Genomic DNA, 20,098 nt, shown 5'->3' with positions numbered 1-20,098 from the left:
TCGCTGCGCTCCGCTTTGTTTCGCCCCCGGTCCGCACATGGGCCGGGGGTTTCCTTTGCCGATCGGGCTGGGGTCTCGCAAACCGCTCGCGGTGGCCGCGATGGCCTCCGGCTACGAGCGTCTTTTGCGTACGACCAAGGGGATAGAATGGTCCAAATGCGAGATCGGTGAAAGGGGTTGAGGCGCTATGGATGAGAAGGGGAGATTACCGCTGAAGGCCAAGCCCGCTGGGAACTTCTTGGAATACGTTCGCGAGCGCATGGACACGTTCGACGAACGGCCGCTTTGCGCCGTCGACAGCCTCGTGTTCTCCTGGCTCTCCTACGTGCATATCGGGCCGGAGCTCACGCGCGCATGCACCGTGCGCGGCATCGCGCTGCACGAGCTGTTGCGTGCGGAGGATTTCGAGGGCATGTTCGGTTCGAGCTGGGATGAGCAGGGTAGTCGCGATTTGCTGTTTGCGGTATGCGCGAGCCCGCGGTTTCGTACCTGCCGCCTGTGCGATCTTCGATTCCGAACGGATAAGGTGGGCGAGGAGCAATTTGCCGCCATGACCTTCCGTCTGCCCGACGGCACATCCTACATCGCGTTTCGCGGTACGGATTCCACCGTCGTGGGTTGGAAGGAAGATTTCAACATGACCTATCTGAGCCCCGTGCCCGCGCAGGAGGAGGCAGCCGCATATCTGGACGAAGTGGCGGCTCGCACGCCGGGTGAGCTGTATGTGGGTGGCCATTCAAAGGGCGGTAACCTTGCGGTCTATGCCGCGGCGATGTGCATGCCACAGCATCGTGCGCGCATCAAGCGCGTCTTCTCCCATGATGGGCCGGGATTTCACCGCGAGTTCTGCGCGGGCGACCCCTATCGGCGCATCATGCCCATCATGGAGAAGACGGTGCCCAAGTCGACCATGATTGGAGTGGTGCTCTCGGAGGCACCGGATTTTGAACCGACGATTGTGGAGAGCGACGGCATCTCGATGTTCCAGCACAACCCGTTTTTGTGGATGGTGGACGTTGGGGCGGCGGAGTTCGTGCGCGCCGAAGGCTACACGGCCTCTTCGCGTTTCTTCAACGCGACTCTCGATGCGTGGATGGACAAATACACGTTAGACGAGCGAGGACGCTTCGTCGACGCCTTGTTCGACGTCATCGGAGTGACGGGTGCCACGCATTTCTCGGATATCATGGCCGACCGCAAGACGAACGTGCCGCTCATGCTCAAGGCCATCGAGGGGCTTGACGACGATCTGCAGCAATTCGTCAAAGATGTGATCGTGTCATTCGTGAAGACCGCGACGGTCGAGCGGGCCGCCGACGCGGCGAGCGGCATCATCGACTCGATCAAGACGGCGAGTCCGGCAATCGATGCAATCAAAAAGCGTGCGGGCGAGCGGGGGCATGGGGAGCAGAAGTAGACTGCCCAGTGCATGTGCGATTGTGCGATCCCCGGGGGCGGTGGAGCATCGATTGGGGACAGGCACAAATTGAGACATGCTCATCTGCTCGGCTGCCAATCGGTGCGGTGTCTCAATTTGTGCCTGTCCCCAATTGAAGCGTGTGTTCTAGACGGGCAGGCCGCAATCGCCCACGCAGGTGTGGGACACGGTGCAGCCACGCATCACCTGCGAGTGGAAGCCGTAGCCTCCGGAGACGTTGGCGCAGGCAAAACCGTGCTGAGAGAGGATGCGGCAGGCCACATAGCTGCGCAGGCCGCTTGCGCAGAACATGAGCAGGCACTTGTCGCGGGGTAGCTCGTCGAGGTGTTCGCGGAGCTCATCAACCGGGATGTGCAGTGCGCCCTCGATCGCACCGCGCGCATGCTCGCCGGCGGTGCGCGTATCGAGTAGAATCGCGTCGCCGTCTTCGGTGACGAGCTCGAGCGCCTCGCCCCACGTGACCTGGTCGACCAGGCCATCGAGGATGTTCTCGATCATAAAGCCAGCCATGTTCACCGGGTCTTTGGCAGAGGAATACGGAGGGGCGTAGGCGAGGTCGAGTTCGGTGAGGTCGGCGGCGGTCATGCGGGTGCGGATGGCCACGGCGAGCACGTCGATGCGCTTGTCCACGCCGCCGCGTCCGATGGCCTGCCCGCCCAGGATACGCCCGGTCCCGCGTTCGAAGACGACCTTGAGGGTCATGGTCTCGGCACCGGGGTAGTAGGTGGCGTGATTGGCGGGGGAGAGAATCACCGCTTCGGCGTCGATTCCCGCGGCGCGAGCCGCGGTGAGGGTGAGGCCGGTGGAGGCGGCATCGAGCTCGAACAACTTGAGGACGGAAGAGCCTTGGGATCCTCCGAACTTACTCTCGCGGCCGCAGATGTTGTCTGCGGCGATGCGGCCCTGCTTGTTGGCGGGACCGGCGAGTGCAATCAGGGCGGGGGAGCCGGTCACTACGTTGGTGACCTCGACGGCATCGCCAACGGCGTAGATATCCGGATCGCTCGTGCGCATGGTGGCATCGACCTTGATGGATCCGCGCATGCCGAGCTCGAGGCCGGCCTCGCGGGCGAGGGTCGATTCGGGCGCCACGCCGATGGAGAGCATGACGAGGTCGCTTTCGAGGACGCGCCCATCTGCGAGGGTGGTAAAGATCGCGTTCGATGTTTCCTCAAAGCCGGTGACGTTGGCTTTGAGCAGCAGCTCGATGCTGTGCTCGCGGAGATGGTTGTGGAGCAGTGAGGCCATGTCTGCGTCAAAAACGGGCATGACGTGCTCGCCTCGCTGCACGACCGTGACTTCAAGGCCCCGCTCACGCAGGTTCTCGGCCATTTCGAGGCCGATGAAGCCGGCGCCCACGACGGTGGCGCGCCGCGGCTGCTCGCGGTCGATGAAGTCGGCGACTGCGTAGGTATCCTCGACGGTGCGCAGCGTGAACAGGCGCCCGGCATCGATGCCGGGAAGGTCGGGCGTCACGGGGCGGGCGCCGGGGGACAAGATCAGCTTGTCGTAGCTCTCGACGTACTCGGTGCCGTCGTCCAGGCGACGCACGGTGACGGTGCGGGCGGCGCGGTCGATGGCGACGACCTCCTGGCGCACGCGGGCATCGACGTCGAAGCGGTTGCGGAAGCTCTGCGGTGTTTGCAACGTGAGTTTGGAGCGATCGGTGATGGTCCCGCCGATGTAGTAGGGCAGGCCGCAGTTGGCGTAGCTTACGTATCCGGAACGCTCGATCATGATGATTTCGGCGCTCTCATCCAGCCGGCGCAGACGGGCCGCGGCGGTCGCTCCTCCGGCGACGCCGCCGACGATGATGACTTTCATGATTGGGTTCCTTTCGGTGAGGTCCATGCGGATGGGGGTCGTCGAGGCGGTTCGTTAGCGAACTAGCGGACCGGACCAACGGCCGATGCCGCCCATGTTCACGACATTGGTATACCCCTGGCGCTCGAGTTCGCGCACCGCTTGTGCACTGCGGGCGCCGGAGAGGCAGTAGGCGAAGATGGGCGCATTCTTGTCGGGCAGGCGTTTGGCGGCGGTTGCGGGGATGGAGACCAGCGGGATGCTCATGGCACCCTCGATGTGACCGTCGCGGTACTCATCCGGGGTGCGGACATCGATCATGATGCTGCCGGGCGTCTCGCGCGCCTGGGCGGCGAGCTCGTCGAAGCCGGGGCCGAAGATGCTGGAGAAGATGGACATGGCGGGGCCTTTCGTCGGTGCGCGGGCCGTATCGCCCGCCTTGCTGTTCGTCTTACACCTTACGCGCCCGCTCTCGGCAAGTCTGTGACTTTGTCACCGTGCCCCGCCGCCCGCCCGCCGCTTTCCCGCGGGTATAATGGCCAGGTTCAAGCGCATCAAAGGAGCCTGTCAGTGAAGATCAACCACGCCATCCTGCATATTCTCGATTTCGATTCCGCCGTGAACGTCATGAGCGAGCGCGAGCTCGACTTCGATACCCGTGCCGTCCACTCGTTTGTGAGTTCGCATCTGCGTCGAGCCCGCACGAGTGTGGACAATCGACGTGCGGCGTTCTCCGAAGAGAGCGCCTTCGCCGGCGAGCTCAAGGGGTATTTCTTTGGCGATCGCGAGTTCGTGGACCTGTCGCAGCAGATCGCGGAGTTCTTCGCGGCCGAGCTCGCCAAAGCGGACAAAATGGAGTCCACCGACATCCTCGTTGCGGACTTCGACGATGATGATGACGTGCGTTGGTTCGCCGTGCTGCTCATGGCGAGCCGCACCGCCTTCATGCACGAGGTGGCGCGCGAGGCGGGCGAGGTCCGCAACGACATCGCGAAGCGCTACGCCATCCTGCCGGGGCCCTCGCAAAAGGTCAGCTCCTACGCGCTCGTGCGCGCGAGCTCCATGGAGGCGTTCTATGTGGACAAGAAGCGCAAGATCATGGGCGAGGACACCTTCATCATTCCCGACGGCTTGCTCCAGTGCGAAAGCGGCGTCTCGGGCAAGGAGGTCATCGAGGCCGTGACGCGCATTGTCGAGGAGGTTGCCGAGGAGCACGGCGCCAACACGGCTGTGGCGCTTGCCAAGGCCAAAGCCGCGGTGGCCGAGAAGGTCGAGGTTGATGAGGAGATCGCTCCCTGGGATATCGCCGAGGACATCTTCGAGGACGAGCCCGTGCTCAAGGAGCGCGTCGAGGAGCGCGTGCGCGAGGAGCGCCTGCCCGAACGCGTGGCGGTGGAGCGCGCCGTGGTGGAGCGCGCGCCCGTGCGCAACCACAAGATCCGCACCGACACCGGTATCGAGATCAGCTTCCCCGCGGAGATGCTCAAAGACACCGACTACGTGCAATTCGTCAATGAGCCCAACGGGTTGATCTCGATCGAGTTGAGGAACATCGGCAGTATCGAGAACCGATAGGCCGTGTGGCTTGGTTCTGTAGGCGGTATCGTTCCTTCTCATGAAAAAAAATCCCGGAAGGCTTGTGGACTTCCGGGATTTTGCGTCATGTGCGGCTGAGCTCGATTGACGTGCTCAGCGTTTTACTTGGTGACGATCAGCGGATCGCCGACCTTCACGAGCGGGCGCCCGCCGAGCAGGGTGCTGGAGGAACCGATCGCGTGGACCTCGTCCAGCTCCTGGGGGTTGCTCACCACGCAGGTCACGACGTCGTCATGGCCGGCGGCCTTGATGGCCTCGTCGTCAAAGGAGAGGATGGGCTGACCGGCGGAGACGATATCGCCCGCCTCGACATAGCGGATGAAGCCCTTGCCATCCATGTCGATGGTGTCCAAGCCGACGTGGATGAGAACCTTGGCACCCGTTTCGGACAGGATGCCGATGGCGTGGTTGGTGACGGTCACCACGTCGACGCGGCCGGACACCGGGGCGTACACGACGTTGCCGACGGGCAGGATGCCGTAGCCCTTGCCGAGCAGGCCCTGGGAGATGACCTCGTCGTTGATTTCCTTCTGGTCGACGAGCATGCCGGAGATGGGCGCGTAGACCGTGTCCTTTCGGGATGCGAACGTGGCGGAAACGGGGGTCTCGGTGTTCTCGGTGCTGTGGAACACACTGGTGATACTGGAGAAAAAGCTCATTGGTTGCCTCCCATTGAGAATGGTGCGCCCTATGCTGCGGCGCACACGAATATACGGTTATCCTATCCGATTTCGGGTGATTGTATGCCTGCATTTCGGCCAAGCTGGCGTAACCGTGAGATATGTTGCAGTGAATCGGCGAGTGGTCGAATACCGAGAGAGGTTCAGTCGCCATTCCCGCAGGTCGCGCGGTAGCTGGATGTACTTGATGTCGTCCGAAGCGAGATTTACTGCAACATTTCTCGCTCGCGTTGGGCTTTCTTGTAGAAGAAGATGCCAGGGACGTAGGCAATGCAGCACAACAGGAGTTGCTGGATGCCCGCAAGTGCCACGGCAAGTACGAGGAACACGACCGTGAACGAAGCGAGCGCCAAATCGGTTCCACGGACGCGTTCGGAGTTTGGATGCTCTGCGTTTCCGACGGCTTCGGGATAGTCCGCCCGTCCCCGCTTTCGCTGCTCAATTCCGAGCTTGACCATATATGCGGCGGCGAGCGTCCAACTGATAGTGATCGCCGCCGTGCAGAGCGAGTAAGCCAGTTGGTATGCCTCGCTGGAGAACATCATCACGATGGTGAGGAGTTGAACCATGGCGCCCGTGGTGAACAGGCAGGCCGTGGGCGCGCTGTATGCGTTTAGATGAGAGAACGCACGGGGCAGCAACTTCATCTGCGCCATACCGCACAGCGCCTCGGACGCCAACATGGTGAAGGAGAGCCAGGCGCCAAAAATGGAGATGATCAGGCCTGCGGAGATGAACGCACCGCCCCAAGGTCCCACGACGCGCGCGAAGATGTAGGGCATGGACGGGGAGCCGAGCGCCATGAGCTCCTCACGGGTGAGATAGCCGTAGGGCAGGATAGATGCCGCGACGTAAATCGCCACGAGTATCGTGCATCCCAGGATGCTGGCGCGGCTCACATCGGACTTGCGTTCGGCGCGGTGGCCCAGCACGCTTGCGCCCTCCATGCCCACGAAGACCCACATCATAACCATGAGGCAGTTGACGATCTGCCGGGGAATGGGCCCGGGCGCACCCACCACGGTGCCGTTTACGTTTGTATATGATGTGCCGTAGAGGTTGTTTGCGACGTTGCCCCAAAAGTCCGCAGTGAACACGTCGAAATCGAAGACGAAGACCATTGCGATGATGAACGAGAAGATGGGCACGAGTTTGCAGACCATGACGATGGCGTTGAGCGTGCTCGCCTGCTCCACGCCGCGGTTGACGAGCAGCACGATCGCCCAGTTCAGGAGAGAGATGAAAACCACGCCCGGAATGGTGAGGTTGCCCGCGAACGGAGGATAGAAATATCCGATGGCGGTTACGAGCATGACGCCGAACGCCACGTTGCCGATCCAAATCGAGAGCCAGTAACCCCATCCGGAGATGAATCCGACGAACGGGCCAAATCCCGCATGGGCGTAAGCCACGATACCGTCGAGTTCGGGTTTGACGATGGAGAGGCGTCCAAAGGTGGTGGCGAGGCCCATGAAGCCGATTCCGGTGATGAGCCAGGCAATGAGCGCGGGTCCGGGAGCCGCGGCGGCCGAGACATCAGTGGAGAGTGCGAACACGCCCGAGCCGATTGCCGAGCTGATGACGAGCGCGATGAGCCCCATGAGGCTGATGCCATGCTTGTGCGGCGCGTCTTGGACGGTGGGATTTGGAGTTGAATCGGACATCGTGGAGCCTTGAATCTCGTGATGGTCAAAGATGTTATCAGCATAGAGCAACGCTCCGCGTCCTGCCGGATGTCCGGTGAGGGGCGGGGCGTTGTCCGCGAACGGCTTGGATGGGCCTGATGAGGATCCGATCGTTGATTAAGGGGCCGCGATGTCGCGATGGGCGGGGAGCCCGTGCAGGGCTGTCGCCTCGGTGCACCCGGCGACGATGGCCGCCTCAAGCGCGCGTGTGGCGACGAGCCCGATCAGGTCGAGCGGGATGCGCGCGGATGCATCGGCACCGAGCGAGCCGTTTGCGAGAACGTAGATGGTGTCGCCGTCGTTGGTCGTGTGCGTGGGGCGGATGGCGTGTGCATAAGCGTCGGCTGCCATCTGGGCGACCTTGGTTGCCTGCGCTTTGGTGAGGCAGGCATTGGTGACGATGCAGGAAATGGTGGTGTTCGTGCGGTCGAGCGGCATGGTGACCTGCTCGCCCATGGCGAGCATCGCCTCTTCCATGTCGACGATCTCGAGTCCGTCAGCGGTGGCGCGCATGCCGGCAATCGGCTGGAGGGTGGCGGGGTCGACTACGTTGCCCACGGCGTTCACGGCAGACACCGCGCCCACCTGCAGGCTGCCAAGCTGGAAGGCGCGTGCGCCGAGTCCCGACTTCATGCAGCGCTCGGGTCCGCCGAGCTTGCCGACGGTGGCTCCGGTGCCAGCGCCCACGCACCCCTCCGCGAGTGGGAGGCTTTTGGGCGTGATGAGCGCTTCGCGGACTGCCATGGCCCCGTCGAAGCTCGTGGGTCGTGCCTGCGAGTTTCCGAATGCAAGGTCGAACAGGCAGCTCGAACATACGATGGGCACGCGTCCGCAGCCCACGTCGAGGCCGATGCCATGCTTTTCGAGTTCGTTGGCGGCGCCCGAGGCGGCATCGAGACCAAAGGCCGATCCGCCGCTCAATACGACAGCGTGTACCTCCTCAACGGTGTTCTCCGGTTTGAGCAGGTCTGTTTCACGCGATGCCGGCGCAGCCCCGCGCACGTCGACGCCGCCGACGGCGCCCTCGGGCGCGACGATCGCCGTGCATCCCGTTCCGCCCGCGCGGTCCGTGAAGTGCCCGAACTTGAATCCGGGAATCTCGGTGATTGAGATGGGGGAGAGCGTGGACATGGTGTCTCCTATCCATTTGCTGAGGCTTACGATACATGATGCTGCCTGAGCGCCCTGCGGCGGGCATACAAGGCCCGTCGCGAGTTCCGCACGAGCCGGAGAGCCCAGTGGGCTCTCCGTGCGAGCAGGACTGTCCGAGCAGCGGGTCTTGTATGCCCGCCGCAGGGCGCGCGTTAGGTTCGTGACAGCGCGCGGACGACCTTGGCGATGGGGAGGCCGACGACGTTGTAGAAGTCGCCGTCGATCTTCTCGACGAGCATGCGGCCGTACTGCCCTTGGATGCCGTAGGCACCGGCCTTGTCCATAGGCTCGCCTGTTGCAACGTACGCGTCGATCTCGTCGTGCGAGAGTTCGTAAAACGTGACGTCGGTTATGTCGACGAAGGATTCGGCACTCCCGTCGCGCACGATGCAGACCCCGGTGGCGACTTGGTGTGTTTTGCCCGAGAGGGCGTGGAGCATACGGCGCGCATCGGCTTCGTCTGCCGGTTTGCCGAGCAGCTCTCCGGCGAGGGCGACGATGGTGTCGGCTGCCACGACCGGTTCGCCTTCCTCGGCATGTTCTTTTGCCACTACCGCGGCCTTGGCGCGGGCCAGGCGCTCGACCAGGTCGAACGGGCTCTCGTCTGGCAGAGCGGTCTCATCGATGTTTGCGGGTATGACGCGGGCGTCGAAACCCGCCTCACGCATCAACTCGATGCGGCGAGGCGATTGGGAGGCGAGGATCACAGCTGGATACCGTCCTTCACCTTCTGGACGGCGACCTCGCCGGCGATGTCATTCAGGATGGCGAGGGCGAAGGGCAGCGCCTGGCCCATGCCGGAGGCGGTGATCACGTTGCCGTCGACCACCACGGTGCGGTCCCCTGCGAAGGAGCCCGCGGGGAAGGCGGTCTCGAAGCCGGGGAAGCACGTGGCCTTGTGACCCTCGAGTACGCCGAGTTCTGCCAGGATGAAGGGTGCGGCGCAGATGGCGGCGACGTGCTTGGTGGCGGCGAACTCGCGCACCAGCTCGCAGACGCGCTCGTCGGCGCGAAGGTTGGTGGCGCCGGGCAGGCCGCCGGGCAGCACGACGTAGTCGTATTCGGAGAAATCGACCTCGTCGAACGTGACGTCGCATGTGACGGGGATCTGCTGGGAGGTCACGACGTCGCGCGTATCCATGATCGAGACGAGGGCGGTGTGGATGCCGCCGCGACGCAGAACATCGACGACGGTCAGGCATTCGATGGTCTCAAAACCATCGGCGGCAAGTACGGCAACTCCGGACATGGCAAATCCTCTCATTTGGATGCAGCGATGCCGGAGTTATACCCGATTCGTCCTTGTGAGTATCAGCCGCTTTACGCGCGGGTGAGCCTGACGACCGTCTCGCAGTGGAAGGTCTGTGGGAACAAGTCGACGGGGGTGGCCCAAACGGGGCGGAATGTGCCCTCCTCCACAAAGCGGCGCAGGTCGCGGGCGAGGGTGGCGGGGTCGCAGGAGACGTAGGCCACATCGCGTGCGCTCGTCGACGCGATGAGTCGAATCGCCTCGGGCGCCAGGCCTGCGCGCGGCGGGTCCACCACGAGCACATCGGCGTCCTCATCGGGGAACTCGCGCACGGCGTCTCCGCCGATCACGTCGACGTTGGTGAGGTTGGCGATATCGAGGTTGCGGCGCAGGTCACGCACGGCCGGTCCGTAGGACTCGACGGCGCTCACGAAGTCGCAGCGGCGCGCGAGCGGCAACGTGAAGGTGCCGGCGCCGCAATACAGGTCGATGCCGAACTCGTCGGGTTGAGGGTCGAGCGCCTCCATGACGAGGTCGATGAGTATCTCGGCGGCTTTGGTGTTCACCTGGAAGAACGACGGGGCAGACAGGCGCATGTTCTCCTCACCGATCTTCTCGGTCCAGGAGCCCTCACCCGCAAGGGCCTCGACGCCGGCGACGCGGCGAGCTCGCTTCTCGCCCTTGGACATGACGCGTACCACGCTCGTCGCGCGCACGGCGTCGCTCAGCACCCGTGAGACCTGGGCGCGCGGGAAGGCCCCCGTGGGGGTCCACAGCGCTATCTCGAGAGCGCCAGTTCGGCGACTCGAGCGGATGCCGACGCGCTCGAGCTCAAGATCGCGCGAGTTGCCGAGGAAGCCGAGTGCGCCTGTCACGGCCTTGATGGCCTTGGCATGTTTTTTGTCGAACAGCGGGCAAGAATCGACTTTGATGACCTGGCTGGCATCGCGCCCGTGCATGCCGAGACGGAACTTACCGCCCTCGCGCACCGGTGCGAGCTCGACTTTATTGCGATACCCCCAGGGCTCCTTGGTGTGACGAATGGGGCGCATGAGCTCGGCGACCTCCTCGGGGGAGAACTTGCCGATGCGTGTGAGGGCACTGCGCAGGTTCTCCTCTTTGGCTGCGAGTTGGGACTCATGCGAGAGGCCGCCCCAGGGGCAACCGCCGCAGATACCGATGAAAGGACAGGGCGCCTGGACGCGATCGGCGGAGGGCTCGAGGACCTCCTCGACTACGGCGCGTGAGAAGGAAGGCCCGTCATCGGTGATGCGGGCCTCGACGGTATCGCCGATCAGGCCACCGGAGACGAAAACGGCTTTGCCCTCATCCGTGCGGGCGAGGCCGTCCGGTCCGTATGTCATAGTGTCGATGGTGAGCCTCATGGCGCCTCCCGTGCCTGTTCAATTGGGGACGTATGATCGTTGGAGACCGTCTGCCGCGGTGCGCGGCCCAGTCGTTTCCAGTATCGCAGGCCATGCGTGCGAATGTGCGGGTCACCTGCGAATTCCTCGTCGTTATACATAAAGAAAGCCGCATTACGCGCGGCTCTTCACCATCGTCCGACAACACTTTTTCGAAGTCAAGACTAGTATCGCAAATCGCATGCCCTATGATGAAGGTGTTCCGCCCCCCGCGGAGCAACTGGGTGAACCGTCGCGTTTATTTAGGGAGCCCGAGAAGTCGAGCGCAGTACAGGAATCCTTCGTTGTTAAGGAAGCTGGAACCGAGCGATGAGGGCACCCACCTTGCAGAGGTGGGTTCATTTTCGTGAAGTGGGGGGCGGTTTTCTTGTATCGCGCCAGCGTGCGCGGTCCGGCGCGACGCGGTGCGTGCGCCGTGCTCGCGTTGCGATGAGAAATTCTTCGCCATTTTGCCGTTGACACCGCGCGCATGGTTGCTAGAATGTTCACTTGTCCTGGGGACGTAGCTCAGCTGGGAGAGCGCCTCGGTCGCATCGAGGAGGTCGAGGGTTCGATCCCCTTCGTCTCCACCACAGGATTTTGATTAGGCTCCGGTAACGGGGCCTTTTTCATATCGGTTGAATGCGCCCACTGTTGGTCGCTTCAGTTGTATTTGGATGCACGGTGCGACGTTGCGCCATGTGCAAAACGCACCCGTCCCCAAATTACACATGGGAAGGACGCACGCCATGACAAACCTGCTCGAAACCGCCTCGCTCAGTCATTGCGAGCTTTGCCCGCGTCGCTGCGGGGCGAATCGCGCGGCGGGGGCGCATGGCGTGTGCGGGGCGGACGACACTCTCAAAATCGCCCGTGCGGCACTGCATTATTGGGAGGAGCCGCCCATCTCCGGCGAGCGCGGGTCGGGCACGATCTTCTTTTCCGCCTGCCCCCTCAAATGTGTGTACTGCCAGAACCATGAGATCTCGACAGGCGGATTTGGCATCGAAGTCGCGCCCGGACGCCTGGTCGAGATCATGCTCGAGCTCCAGGAGCAGGGGGCGCACAACATCAACCTCGTCACCGCGACGCATTACGCGCACCTCCTGCCCACGGCGATCGGCGAGGCGCGCCGAAGGGGCCTGTCGATTCCCATCGTCTACAACACGAGCGGCTACGAGCGCGAGGAGGCCGTCGCCGAGCTTGCCGACTTGGTCGACGTCTGGCTCGTGGACTACAAATACGCCGACGCCGACCTGGGCCGCGCGCTGTCCCATGTCGTCGATTATCCCGAGACGGCGGCGCTTGCCCTGTCTCGTATGTGCGCCGCGGTGGCCGCCCGCGGGGGAGAGCTCGTAGATGCGGACGGCATGATGCGGCGTGGGGTGATCGTGCGCCACTTGGTGCTTCCCGGTCACGCGGATGATTCGTGTCGCGTGCTCGATCGTATTTGGGATGTGGCCGGCGACGTGCCGATCTCTGTTATGAACCAGTACACGCCGAATGAGCGGATGCGAGCATCGGGTGGGGAGCTTTCTCGCGCGGTTACGGAAGACGAATATGAGTTCGTGCTCGACCATGCCGACGATGTGGGGTTCACGCAGATGTTCTGGCAGGAGGGCGGCGCGGTGGATGAGAGCTTCACGCCCGCGTTCGACACCACGGGTGTGCTGCGCTCGGCGTCTGCAGGCTAGGGGTGTGAACGGGTATACTGCAACCCATCCATACATGCATGAGGGGTGCGCGGCGCGGTCGCCTGCCCTTGATATCAGGAGGAATCCGCTATGGCCGACCAAACTGCCATGCCGCTGACGGACGAGGAGCGCGAGGAGCTCGAGGCCCTGCGCGCCGAGAAGGCGCGCCGCGCTGAGGAGGAGCGCGCTCGCGTGGAGCGCGAGGAGCTTGAGGCCCTGCGTGCAGAGCAGGAGCGCGTCGATGCCGAGATCTTGGCTGAGCGCGCCGCCGAGGAGCGCGCTGCTAGGAAGGCGCCCGCGGCCAAGGATGCTTCGTCTCGTCCGGCGCCTCAACCCGCGCCCACGTCCAGTCCCAAGGAGAAGACCTTCGGCGAGCGCATGGTGACCTCCAACACCGTGGATGACGATGGCATTCCCACCATGCCCGTCGCGCAGAAGATCATCATCGCCGTCGCCCTCGTCGCCGTGGTCGCTTTCATCATCTACACCGCCACGCGCTAGCCGTGTCGATGCTTCCGGTTCTGCCGCGTCGAGCACGAATCTCGGCGCGGCGCACGTTATTTCGGAAAGGGGCTTTTCGTGGCTTTGACCGATGCCACGCGTCCAACCGACGCGTCCATGAACACCGACTTATATGAGTTGACTATGGCCCAAGGGCTGTGGGAGAACGATAAGACCGAGGAGCAGGGCTGCTTCACGGCGTTCTTCCGGGAGGCGCCGTTCGGCAACTCCTATGCGGTCATGTGCGGTACCGCCGAACTCGGGGAGTTCGTTGAAAACTTCCGGTTCACCGAGGAAGACATCGCCTACCTCTCCGAGCTCGAGGCGCCTGGCGGTGGCTTGCTATTCAAATCGGGATTCCTGCGATTCCTTGCCGACTTCCGTCCCCGGGTGGATATCGACGCGATTCCCGAGGGCGAGTTGGTGTTCGCACGCGAACCGATGGTTCGCGTGACGGGCCCCATGCTCGATTGCCAGCTTTTGGAGACGGCACTGCTCAACATCATCGGCTTCCAGACGCTTGTCGCCACCAAGACCGCGCGGGTGGTGCAGGCGGCGCAGGGCCGTCCGGTTGCGGAGTTCGGCTTGCGCCGGGCCCAGGGCCCCGATGGCGGCGTCGCGGTCGCGCGCGCGAGCTACGTTGCGGGATGCGCTTCGACCTCGAACGTCCTTGCGGGGCGTCGCTATGGCATTCCCGTTTCGGGAACGCACGCGCACAGTTGGGTCCTAAGCTTTCCGACGGAGCTTGAGGCCTTCCGCGCGTTCGCGAAGAGCTCCCCCAAGAACTGCACACTGCTCGTCGACACCTATGACGTGCGCGAGGGCGTTGAGAACGCCATAACCGTGGCGCGCGAGATGGAGGCCTCCGGCGAGCGTCTCTCCGGCATCCGCATCGATTCGGGCGACCTGGCGAAGCTCTCCGCCTACGCGCGCCGTCGCTTCGATGAGGAGGGTCTCGACTACGTGAAGATCGTCGTGTCGAACGATCTCGACGAGCATACGATCAGCTCCCTGTTGGGCCAGGGCGCTCCGGTCGATGCATTCGGCGTGGGCACCAAGCTTGCCACCTGCTACGACCAGCCTGCGCTCGGGTGCGTGTACAAGCTCTCGGCGCGTCGCGATAGCGCCTCGGAAGCCTGGACTCCCGTCATGAAGTTTTCCGAGCAGCCCTACAAACGCACGATTCCCGGTGTTCAGCAGGTGCGTCGCTACGTGGATCGCACGGGAAGCCCCGTGTGCGACATGATTTGGGACGAGTCCTCCCAGCCTGGCGATGGGACGTTCGGTCACACGCTCGTGGCGGTGAACGACGCGGCGTTGGTGACCGATGTGTCAGGATTCAGTTTCCGTGAGTTGTTGGAGCCGGTCGTGCGCGAGGGCTCCGCGGTCGCCCCGCGTGAGAACATCGAGCTCGCCCGCGCCCGTTGCGCCGCATCTCTCGCTTCGCTTGATGACGCGTACAAGCGCTTTTTGTATCCGCAATCCTACGTGGTGGGCATGGAGCGCGGGCTCGCCGCCCTGCGCGACGGCCTCGTGCGCGAGCGCATGGCCGCCACGTCCTCCGTACTTCCCTGGAAGGCGAAATGATGAACGAACGCAAGACCATGGTGGTGAAGATCGGCTCCTCCACGTTGGTAGAGGCGGGTGAGCTTCGCCGTGATTTCATAGCGTCCCTCGCCGCGCAGGCTCGCGATCTGCGTGATGCCGGCTGGGACCTCGTGGTGGTGAGCTCGGGTGCGATCGCTTGCGGCGCCCCCTTGCTGGGATTCGATAAGCGCCCGACCGACATGCCAAGCCTGCAGGCTTGCGCTTCGGTGGGGCAGTGCGTGCTGTCCGCCGTGTATGACGAGGAGTTTCGCGCCGTAGACATGCTGACCTCGCTGGTGCTGCTCACGCGCAGCGATACCGCTCGCCGCTCCTCCTATCTGCACGCCCGCGATGCACTCACGCGCCTGCTCGAGCTGGGCGTGGTGCCCGTGGTGAACGAGAACGACACCACCGCCGTCGACGAGATCAAGTTCGGCGATAACGACACGCTCGCCGCCCTTGTGAGCTGCCTGGTATCCGCCGATCTGTGCGTGACGCTCTCCGACATCGACGGTCTGTACACGGCCAATCCCTCGCTCGACCCGAATGCCGAGTTCATCCCGCTCGTGGACAAGATCGACGCCGCGATCATCGGTTCCGCCGGCGACTCCACCACCTCGGTCGGCACGGGCGGCATGATCACCAAGATCCGCAGCTGCCGCATCCTCATGACGGCCGGCATTGAGAGCGTCATCTGCTCGGGTGCCGAGGAGCGCCCGCTGGTGCGCCTTGCCATGGGCGAGCAGGTGGGCACGCGGTTCGTGCCGCCTGCGGGCCGTTTGGAGATCGCGCCTCGTAAGCTGTGGATTGCGCTGGGTGATTCGGCTCACGGTACGGCGACAGTCGATGCCGGCGCCGCAAGGGCCCTGGTCGATGGCGGCGGATCGCTGCTGTCGGTCGGCATCAAGGCCGTCGATGGTGATTTTTCCGCAGGCGATATCTTGGACGTTCGCGATGCGGATGGGTTCGTGCTTGCCCGCGGTATCGCCGAAGCCGACCGGGACGTGCTCGAGCTCGCTGCGGGCCGTCGTCAGGAGGACATCGCCGGCAATCGTCTGCTCGTCGCGCTCGCCGATAAGCCCGCCATCCATCGAGACAACCTGATCGTATTCGCGTAGCGCCGCGGCCTGCCCGATGTGCAATTGGGGACGGGTGCATTTTACACATGTGAGGAGTTCGCCATGAACGATATCGCCGTATATGTTGAAGATCTCGCCCGCGAGGCAAAGGCCGCCTCGCGCTCATTGGGATTTGCCTCCGACGAGGCGCGCTGTGCTGCGGTGCGCGCCATGGCCACCGCGCTTCGCCAGCGTGTCGACGAGGTTCTCGAGGCGAACGCCATCGATATGGATGCCGCTCGCGCCGCGGGTACATCCGAGGGCTTGCTCGACCGCTTGCTGCTCACGCCGGAGCGCGTCGAGGGCATGGCCGCAGGCCTCGATAAACTTGCCGATTTGCCCGACCCCGTGGGGCGCGTGCTCGATGAGCGCGACATCAGCGAGGGAGTTCATCTGAGGCGCGTGAGCGTGCCTTTGGGGCTTGTCGCGATGGTGTACGAGGCGCGTCCCAACGTGACCGCCGATGCCGCCGGCATTTGCATTCGCACGGGCAACGCCTGCATTTTGCGCGGAGGTTCCATCGCTCAGAACAGCTGTGTCGCAATCGCCCGCATCTTGGCGGATGCCGTCGAGGCGAGTGGATTCGACCGGGCGGCGGTTTCCATCATCGAGACGACCGATCGCGCTGCAACGGGGGCGCTCATGGCGTTGCGCGGCGTGGTTGATGTTCTGATTCCGCGCGGTGGTGCCGGTCTCATCCAGCGCTGCGTGCGCGAGAGCCTGGTGCCGGTTATCGAGACGGGCACGGGCAACTGTCACATCTACGTTCATGAGAGTGCCGATTTTGCCAAGGCTCGCGCGATTATCATGAACGCCAAGACCCAACGCGTGGGCGTGTGCAATGCGTGCGAGTCCCTGCTTGTGGACGAGTCAATCGCCGATGCCTTCCTGCCCGAGGCGCTCTCGGAGCTTGGATCCGCCGGTGTGGTGATCCATGGAGATGAACGCGTTTGCGGCGTCGCCTTTGCCGGCGAGTTTGTCGACGCGACGGAAGAGGACTGGGGACGCGAGTATCTCGCTCTTGAGATCAGCGTGAAGGTCGTGGGCGGTATCGACGAGGCGATCGAGCATGTGAACCGCTACGGCACGGGCCACTCCGAGGCGATCGTCGCCGAGGATGAGGAGGCTTGCGAGCGCTTCTTGCGTGAGGTGGATGCCGCCGCCGTGTACGCGAATGCGAGTACGCGCTTCACCGACGGCGGGGAATTCGGCTTGGGTGCCGAGATCGGCATCTCGACTCAGAAGCTGCATGCCCGAGGCCCATTTGCCGCCGAGGCGCTCACGACGTACAAGTATGAGCTTCGAGGCACGGGGCAGGTGCGGCGGTAAGAGAATATATTGTTAGGCAAATGTATTGGGGTGCGCTGCGAGTCTGAGAGGATAATAACGGGGGGCCGATGCAGCGCCCATGAGTTGCATTGGGATATGAATTGATTTTCTCAAGGCTGGACGGGAATATGAGCTGGCGTCATTGTGAGTTACTTATAGCGGTGCTTATCGTTTTATTTCTATCCGCTCCGTTTGATGTTCTAAAAGACCCCTTTGTCTCAGGCAATCCTTCTGTTTCGCCGTTGCCCATCGCATTTGCTTTGGGACTTCTTATGGGGGCGCTTCTCGCGCGGTCCTCTTGTCCGAAGCGACGCTTCTTCCAAATGTGCCGAAGTTCAAACAGGTCAATGGTGGCCATTACTTTGCTTGTCGTTGTACTCTTGATGTCTTTTGTGGCGCGCGACTGGGCGAGTGTCATTTATTATGTTGAGGCGAGCCGCAGTCTTGGGTTTTTTGGTTCGAATCAATATGTGCGCCTTATGGAGTTCGAAAGAGTTTTTGGACCTTGGTTTGTAGGTGCAGCGGGCGCGTTGATTGTTGTAGGCTATTTGTCCCAAGGGGCCTTTTCAGCGGGCGCCGATAATGAACAAAACAATAGCGCAGTACATATTGCGGACCGATCTGCATTGATGCTGATAGCGGGGTTTTTCATTCGAATTGGTTCTGGAAATATTTTCGCATCCTCTCTCCCTATTCCAGAATCTGCTTTCCTGAATCTCTCTTTTCACTTTGCTGTGTTTGCTGTGGCAACATTTGCGACTTGGACGCTGCCGGGGGGAAATCATGTGCGAGGTCGTGTGTTGGATGCCGTCTGGCTTGCGCTTGGAGTCATAACATGGGGCGCACTTATTCGTGTTGTCCCGTTGAGTTGGTTTTTATCGGGCCCGATGCCATTCCTGGCCTTTATTGCGTTCTCTTTGATTGTGGCGGCGACGCTATTGCTTGCTTGGTATTCTCGCCGTGCTCTGACGCCGGAATCAAATATCGATCTGGCGCACGGCCCTAAAGGCTTTTCAGTGGATGATTTACGCCTTACGTTCGAGCAGCACGGCCTGGCGCCTCGAGAGTCACAAATTGCTTTGTTATATGCATCAGGAAGTACATCCGGGGAAATAGCCACAAAGTTATCGATTAAACCCGCAACAGTTCGTAGCGCATTACAGCGGTCTTATCGCAAGTTGGGGGTTGAGGGGAAAGAGAGCTTTTTGACATTTGTTAAGGAGCTCTCGTCCAACACCGCCGAGGCGGGAATGGAGGAGGGGTCAAGCGTTGGGGAATTCGCTTTCGCTTCCTATCGTTTTCGCGCCGCGGTGTTCGTGGTCGCTTTAGCCATTGGAGCTATCATATTCGTTCCGGTATGCATCTCTACAGAAAAATGGGGTGCGTGGCGTGAGTTGATGTATGCGACGGGTTTGTCTCTTGCCCTGATTGGTGCAGCATGGGCTGTAAATCTCGATTGGGGTAAGGAGGTTGATTCTTCCGTAGTTTCCCATATGGTGTTGTTTGCCTCGCTCGGATTTTCTTGGGAGGAGCTGCTACGTGCGACTGGTCCGTTTGCCTTGCCCAATATCCTAGGTCCTCTAGAGGTGGGGATTGTTCTCTGCATTGTGCCCCCGCTATTGAACTTAGAGCGTTTGGCTTATCGGAGGGAATTAGGGGTGTTGGCTGGCATCGCAGCTGTTTCGACAGCCATGGCTTACACCCTTCCCATTGGTCTATATCTACTCGCATTGCTTTCTTCCATCGGCTTGCTTATCGAATCCATTCGATCGGGTGAGGTTGTCTTATCTCAGGTCGGGCTGTGTATCATGACGTTCGGACTTTCTGCAATCGCCGCCGATGTGATTGTCAACCGATTCGGCGATATGATATGGGGAAATGATGGCTTGACGCAGCCGTATGGAGGTCGAGCTGCCTTTGTTGTCCTATGCTGCGTTGCGGTTGGTGTTCTTACTGCGCTCGTTCTCGTGCTTGTGTTTATGGCGTCTCGCCGTCTTCGCGTGATTGGGTCTGCATGCGGCGTTTCTTGCACCCCGCTCGCGCTGAAGGAGAGAGCGCGACATCTGTTACTCGGATATGGCTTGAACGATACGCAGGCCTCCGTTTTGCTGCTTATCGCGGAGGGGAAGAGCTCGTCAGATATTTGCTGTGAACTCAGTTGTTCGCGCGGTACGGTTAACAGCGCGCGGAGGGAAGGATATTTGCGCTTGAGCATTCATGATCGTCTTGGGCTGCTGCGCCTTTTGTCAAAGGTAGACGACGTGTAATCGCTTATTCATTCAATCTCATATTGGGTGATTACAGACAAGTTGCCCTTTTCTTGCGATGATTTCCCTTGAAGTACTTCAGTTTTGCAAGTCTAGCTTCGTATAAGAAGGGGAGACAAAGCATGGGTATCAAACAAAAAGTTCTGGTTGGTCTGGCGGGTGCAATGATCGTCACGTCTGGCCTTGCTATTCCGTCGCCAGCGATGGCAGCAACGGTTGATGCTGGCGTTGTGCCGGTGAATGATGTGGATAGCAGCTACGGTTTCAATTTTGATGGGTGGTTCCAACGTCAGAACACCGCTTATCGCCCCAAGGACACTTCGTCATCGACGTATATTCGTATCGACTCGCGGAGTGGCGCCAATATGCGCCTCTATGTTGATGGTGCCACCAGCAGCGGCGGGGCAAACTACGCCAATTTGACAATCGGCGGGTATGTAGTTTCTCCTGGTCCAGGTAAGTACGAGATCCACAACAATGTGTACGAGACCGGTCGTCGCTGGGCGCGTCTTGGTGCGTCTTCTGATTACGGATCGGCAAAGCTTAAGGGCGTTTGGAGTCCTGATTGCTCTGGCAACTATGCCGATTTGAACTAG

17 protein-coding genes and 1 tRNA gene are annotated in these 20,098 nt (G+C 61.9%); 10 read left to right on the top strand and 8 right to left on the bottom strand.

What is annotated here, in order from left to right; genetic code table 11:
* The first annotated feature begins 187 nt into the window (after window positions 1-187).
* On the top strand, window positions 188-1,417 hold the full coding sequence (locus COLINT_RS02970; protein WP_006722859.1) for a DUF2974 domain-containing protein: 1,230 nt from the start codon (window positions 188-190) through the stop codon (window positions 1,415-1,417).
* Between the two features lie 147 nt (window positions 1,418-1,564).
* Here the strand turns inward: COLINT_RS02970 and COLINT_RS02965 are convergent, their stop codons facing one another.
* The gene (locus tag COLINT_RS02965) at window positions 1,565-3,262 is read right to left on the bottom strand and encodes an FAD-dependent oxidoreductase (RefSeq protein ID WP_039910294.1); all 1,698 of its coding nucleotides are present in this window, start codon (window positions 3,260-3,262) and stop codon (window positions 1,565-1,567) included.
* A 54-nt stretch (window positions 3,263-3,316) separates the two neighbouring features.
* Window positions 3,317-3,640: a rhodanese-like domain-containing protein gene (locus COLINT_RS02960; RefSeq protein WP_006722857.1), complete on the bottom strand. Its 324-nt coding sequence runs from the start codon at window positions 3,638-3,640 to the stop codon at window positions 3,317-3,319.
* Window positions 3,641-3,811: 171 nt separating this feature from the next.
* Between COLINT_RS02960 and COLINT_RS02955 the strand changes: the two genes are divergently transcribed.
* Entirely contained in the window at window positions 3,812-4,816 is a 1,005-nt protein-coding gene (locus tag COLINT_RS02955; protein ID WP_006722856.1) for a nucleoid-associated protein, read from the top strand.
* Window positions 4,817-4,938: 122 nt separating this feature from the next.
* Here COLINT_RS02955 and COLINT_RS02950 read toward each other — a convergent pair whose 3' ends face one another.
* From COLINT_RS02950 to rlmD, 6 genes are all read right to left on the bottom strand, one after another.
* Window positions 4,939-5,496 (bottom strand): PTS sugar transporter subunit IIA, encoded by a 558-nt coding sequence (locus tag COLINT_RS02950; protein WP_006722855.1) that lies wholly within the window; start codon window positions 5,494-5,496, stop codon window positions 4,939-4,941.
* A gap of 227 nt (window positions 5,497-5,723) precedes the next feature.
* The gene (locus COLINT_RS02945; RefSeq protein WP_050750558.1) at window positions 5,724-7,181 is read right to left on the bottom strand and encodes a basic amino acid/polyamine antiporter; all 1,458 of its coding nucleotides are present in this window, start codon (window positions 7,179-7,181) and stop codon (window positions 5,724-5,726) included.
* Between the two features lie 138 nt (window positions 7,182-7,319).
* Window positions 7,320-8,333 carry a P1 family peptidase gene (locus COLINT_RS02940; protein ID WP_006722853.1) on the bottom strand — a complete coding sequence of 338 codons (1,014 nt, stop codon included), beginning with the start codon at window positions 8,331-8,333 and terminating at the stop codon, window positions 7,320-7,322.
* A gap of 173 nt (window positions 8,334-8,506) precedes the next feature.
* The gene (locus COLINT_RS02935; RefSeq protein WP_006722852.1) at window positions 8,507-9,061 is read right to left on the bottom strand and encodes a Maf family protein; all 555 of its coding nucleotides are present in this window, start codon (window positions 9,059-9,061) and stop codon (window positions 8,507-8,509) included.
* Window positions 9,058-9,603 carry a DJ-1 family glyoxalase III gene (locus COLINT_RS02930; RefSeq protein ID WP_039910293.1) on the bottom strand — a complete coding sequence of 182 codons (546 nt, stop codon included), beginning with the start codon at window positions 9,601-9,603 and terminating at the stop codon, window positions 9,058-9,060. Before COLINT_RS02930 ends, COLINT_RS02935 begins: the two co-directional genes overlap by 4 nt.
* Before the next feature lie 71 nt (window positions 9,604-9,674).
* Window positions 9,675-10,988: a 23S rRNA (uracil(1939)-C(5))-methyltransferase RlmD gene (gene rlmD, locus COLINT_RS02925; RefSeq protein ID WP_006722850.1), complete on the bottom strand. Its 1,314-nt coding sequence runs from the start codon at window positions 10,986-10,988 to the stop codon at window positions 9,675-9,677.
* Window positions 10,989-11,523: 535 nt separating this feature from the next.
* Here rlmD and COLINT_RS02920 point away from each other — a divergent pair.
* From COLINT_RS02920 to COLINT_RS02885, 8 genes are all read left to right on the top strand, one after another.
* Window positions 11,524-11,599: transfer RNA gene (locus tag COLINT_RS02920), tRNA-Ala, on the top strand.
* Between the two features lie 156 nt (window positions 11,600-11,755).
* Complete coding sequence (locus COLINT_RS02915; protein ID WP_156780308.1) at window positions 11,756-12,700, top strand: radical SAM protein; 945 nt, start codon at window positions 11,756-11,758, stop codon at window positions 12,698-12,700.
* A gap of 90 nt (window positions 12,701-12,790) precedes the next feature.
* On the top strand, window positions 12,791-13,201 hold the full coding sequence (locus COLINT_RS02910; protein WP_006722846.1) for a hypothetical protein: 411 nt from the start codon (window positions 12,791-12,793) through the stop codon (window positions 13,199-13,201).
* 78 nt (window positions 13,202-13,279) lie between these two features.
* Complete coding sequence (locus COLINT_RS02905; protein WP_039910292.1) at window positions 13,280-14,788, top strand: nicotinate phosphoribosyltransferase; 1,509 nt, start codon at window positions 13,280-13,282, stop codon at window positions 14,786-14,788.
* On the top strand, window positions 14,785-15,906 hold the full coding sequence (gene proB, locus COLINT_RS02900; RefSeq protein ID WP_006722844.1) for a glutamate 5-kinase: 1,122 nt from the start codon (window positions 14,785-14,787) through the stop codon (window positions 15,904-15,906). Before COLINT_RS02905 ends, proB begins: the two co-directional genes overlap by 4 nt.
* Before the next feature lie 63 nt (window positions 15,907-15,969).
* Window positions 15,970-17,235 carry a glutamate-5-semialdehyde dehydrogenase gene (locus tag COLINT_RS02895; protein WP_006722843.1) on the top strand — a complete coding sequence of 422 codons (1,266 nt, stop codon included), beginning with the start codon at window positions 15,970-15,972 and terminating at the stop codon, window positions 17,233-17,235.
* A gap of 89 nt (window positions 17,236-17,324) precedes the next feature.
* Complete coding sequence (locus COLINT_RS08290; RefSeq protein WP_156780306.1) at window positions 17,325-19,502, top strand: helix-turn-helix transcriptional regulator; 2,178 nt, start codon at window positions 17,325-17,327, stop codon at window positions 19,500-19,502.
* Between the two features lie 122 nt (window positions 19,503-19,624).
* A complete protein-coding gene (locus COLINT_RS02885; RefSeq protein WP_006722841.1) occupies window positions 19,625-20,098 on the top strand; it encodes a DUF2712 domain-containing protein in 474 nt (157 codons plus the stop codon).

It is taken from the genome of Collinsella intestinalis DSM 13280, from assembly GCF_000156175.1.
GTDB lineage: Bacteria > Actinomycetota > Coriobacteriia > Coriobacteriales > Coriobacteriaceae > Collinsella > Collinsella intestinalis.
The sequence above is the reverse complement of the archived record's forward strand: the minus strand, read 5'-3'. Positions and strand labels throughout refer to the sequence as shown.

Bases quoted from the DNA above. Each gene is read 5' to 3' on its own strand.
- COLINT_RS02970 (WP_006722859.1), top strand. From the start codon at position 188: ATGGATGAGAAGGGGAGATTACCGCTGAAGGCCAAGCCCGCTGGGAAC.
- COLINT_RS02965 (WP_039910294.1), bottom strand. From the start codon at position 3,262: ATGAAAGTCATCATCGTCGGCGGCGTCGCCGGAGGAGCGACCGCCGCG.
- COLINT_RS02960 (WP_006722857.1), bottom strand. From the start codon at position 3,640: ATGTCCATCTTCTCCAGCATCTTCGGCCCCGGCTTCGACGAGCTCGCC.
- COLINT_RS02950 (WP_006722855.1), bottom strand. From the start codon at position 5,496: ATGAGCTTTTTCTCCAGTATCACCAGTGTGTTCCACAGCACCGAGAAC.
- COLINT_RS02945 (WP_050750558.1), bottom strand. From the start codon at position 7,181: ATGTCCGATTCAACTCCAAATCCCACCGTCCAAGACGCGCCGCACAAG.
- COLINT_RS02940 (WP_006722853.1), bottom strand. From the start codon at position 8,333: ATGTCCACGCTCTCCCCCATCTCAATCACCGAGATTCCCGGATTCAAG.
- COLINT_RS02930 (WP_039910293.1), bottom strand. From the start codon at position 9,603: ATGTCCGGAGTTGCCGTACTTGCCGCCGATGGTTTTGAGACCATCGAA.
- rlmD (WP_006722850.1), bottom strand. From the start codon at position 10,988: ATGAGGCTCACCATCGACACTATGACATACGGACCGGACGGCCTCGCC.
- COLINT_RS02915 (WP_156780308.1), top strand. From the start codon at position 11,756: ATGACAAACCTGCTCGAAACCGCCTCGCTCAGTCATTGCGAGCTTTGC.
- COLINT_RS02910 (WP_006722846.1), top strand. From the start codon at position 12,791: ATGGCCGACCAAACTGCCATGCCGCTGACGGACGAGGAGCGCGAGGAG.
- proB (WP_006722844.1), top strand. From the start codon at position 14,785: ATGATGAACGAACGCAAGACCATGGTGGTGAAGATCGGCTCCTCCACG.
- COLINT_RS02895 (WP_006722843.1), top strand. From the start codon at position 15,970: ATGAACGATATCGCCGTATATGTTGAAGATCTCGCCCGCGAGGCAAAG.
- COLINT_RS02885 (WP_006722841.1), top strand. From the start codon at position 19,625: ATGGGTATCAAACAAAAAGTTCTGGTTGGTCTGGCGGGTGCAATGATC.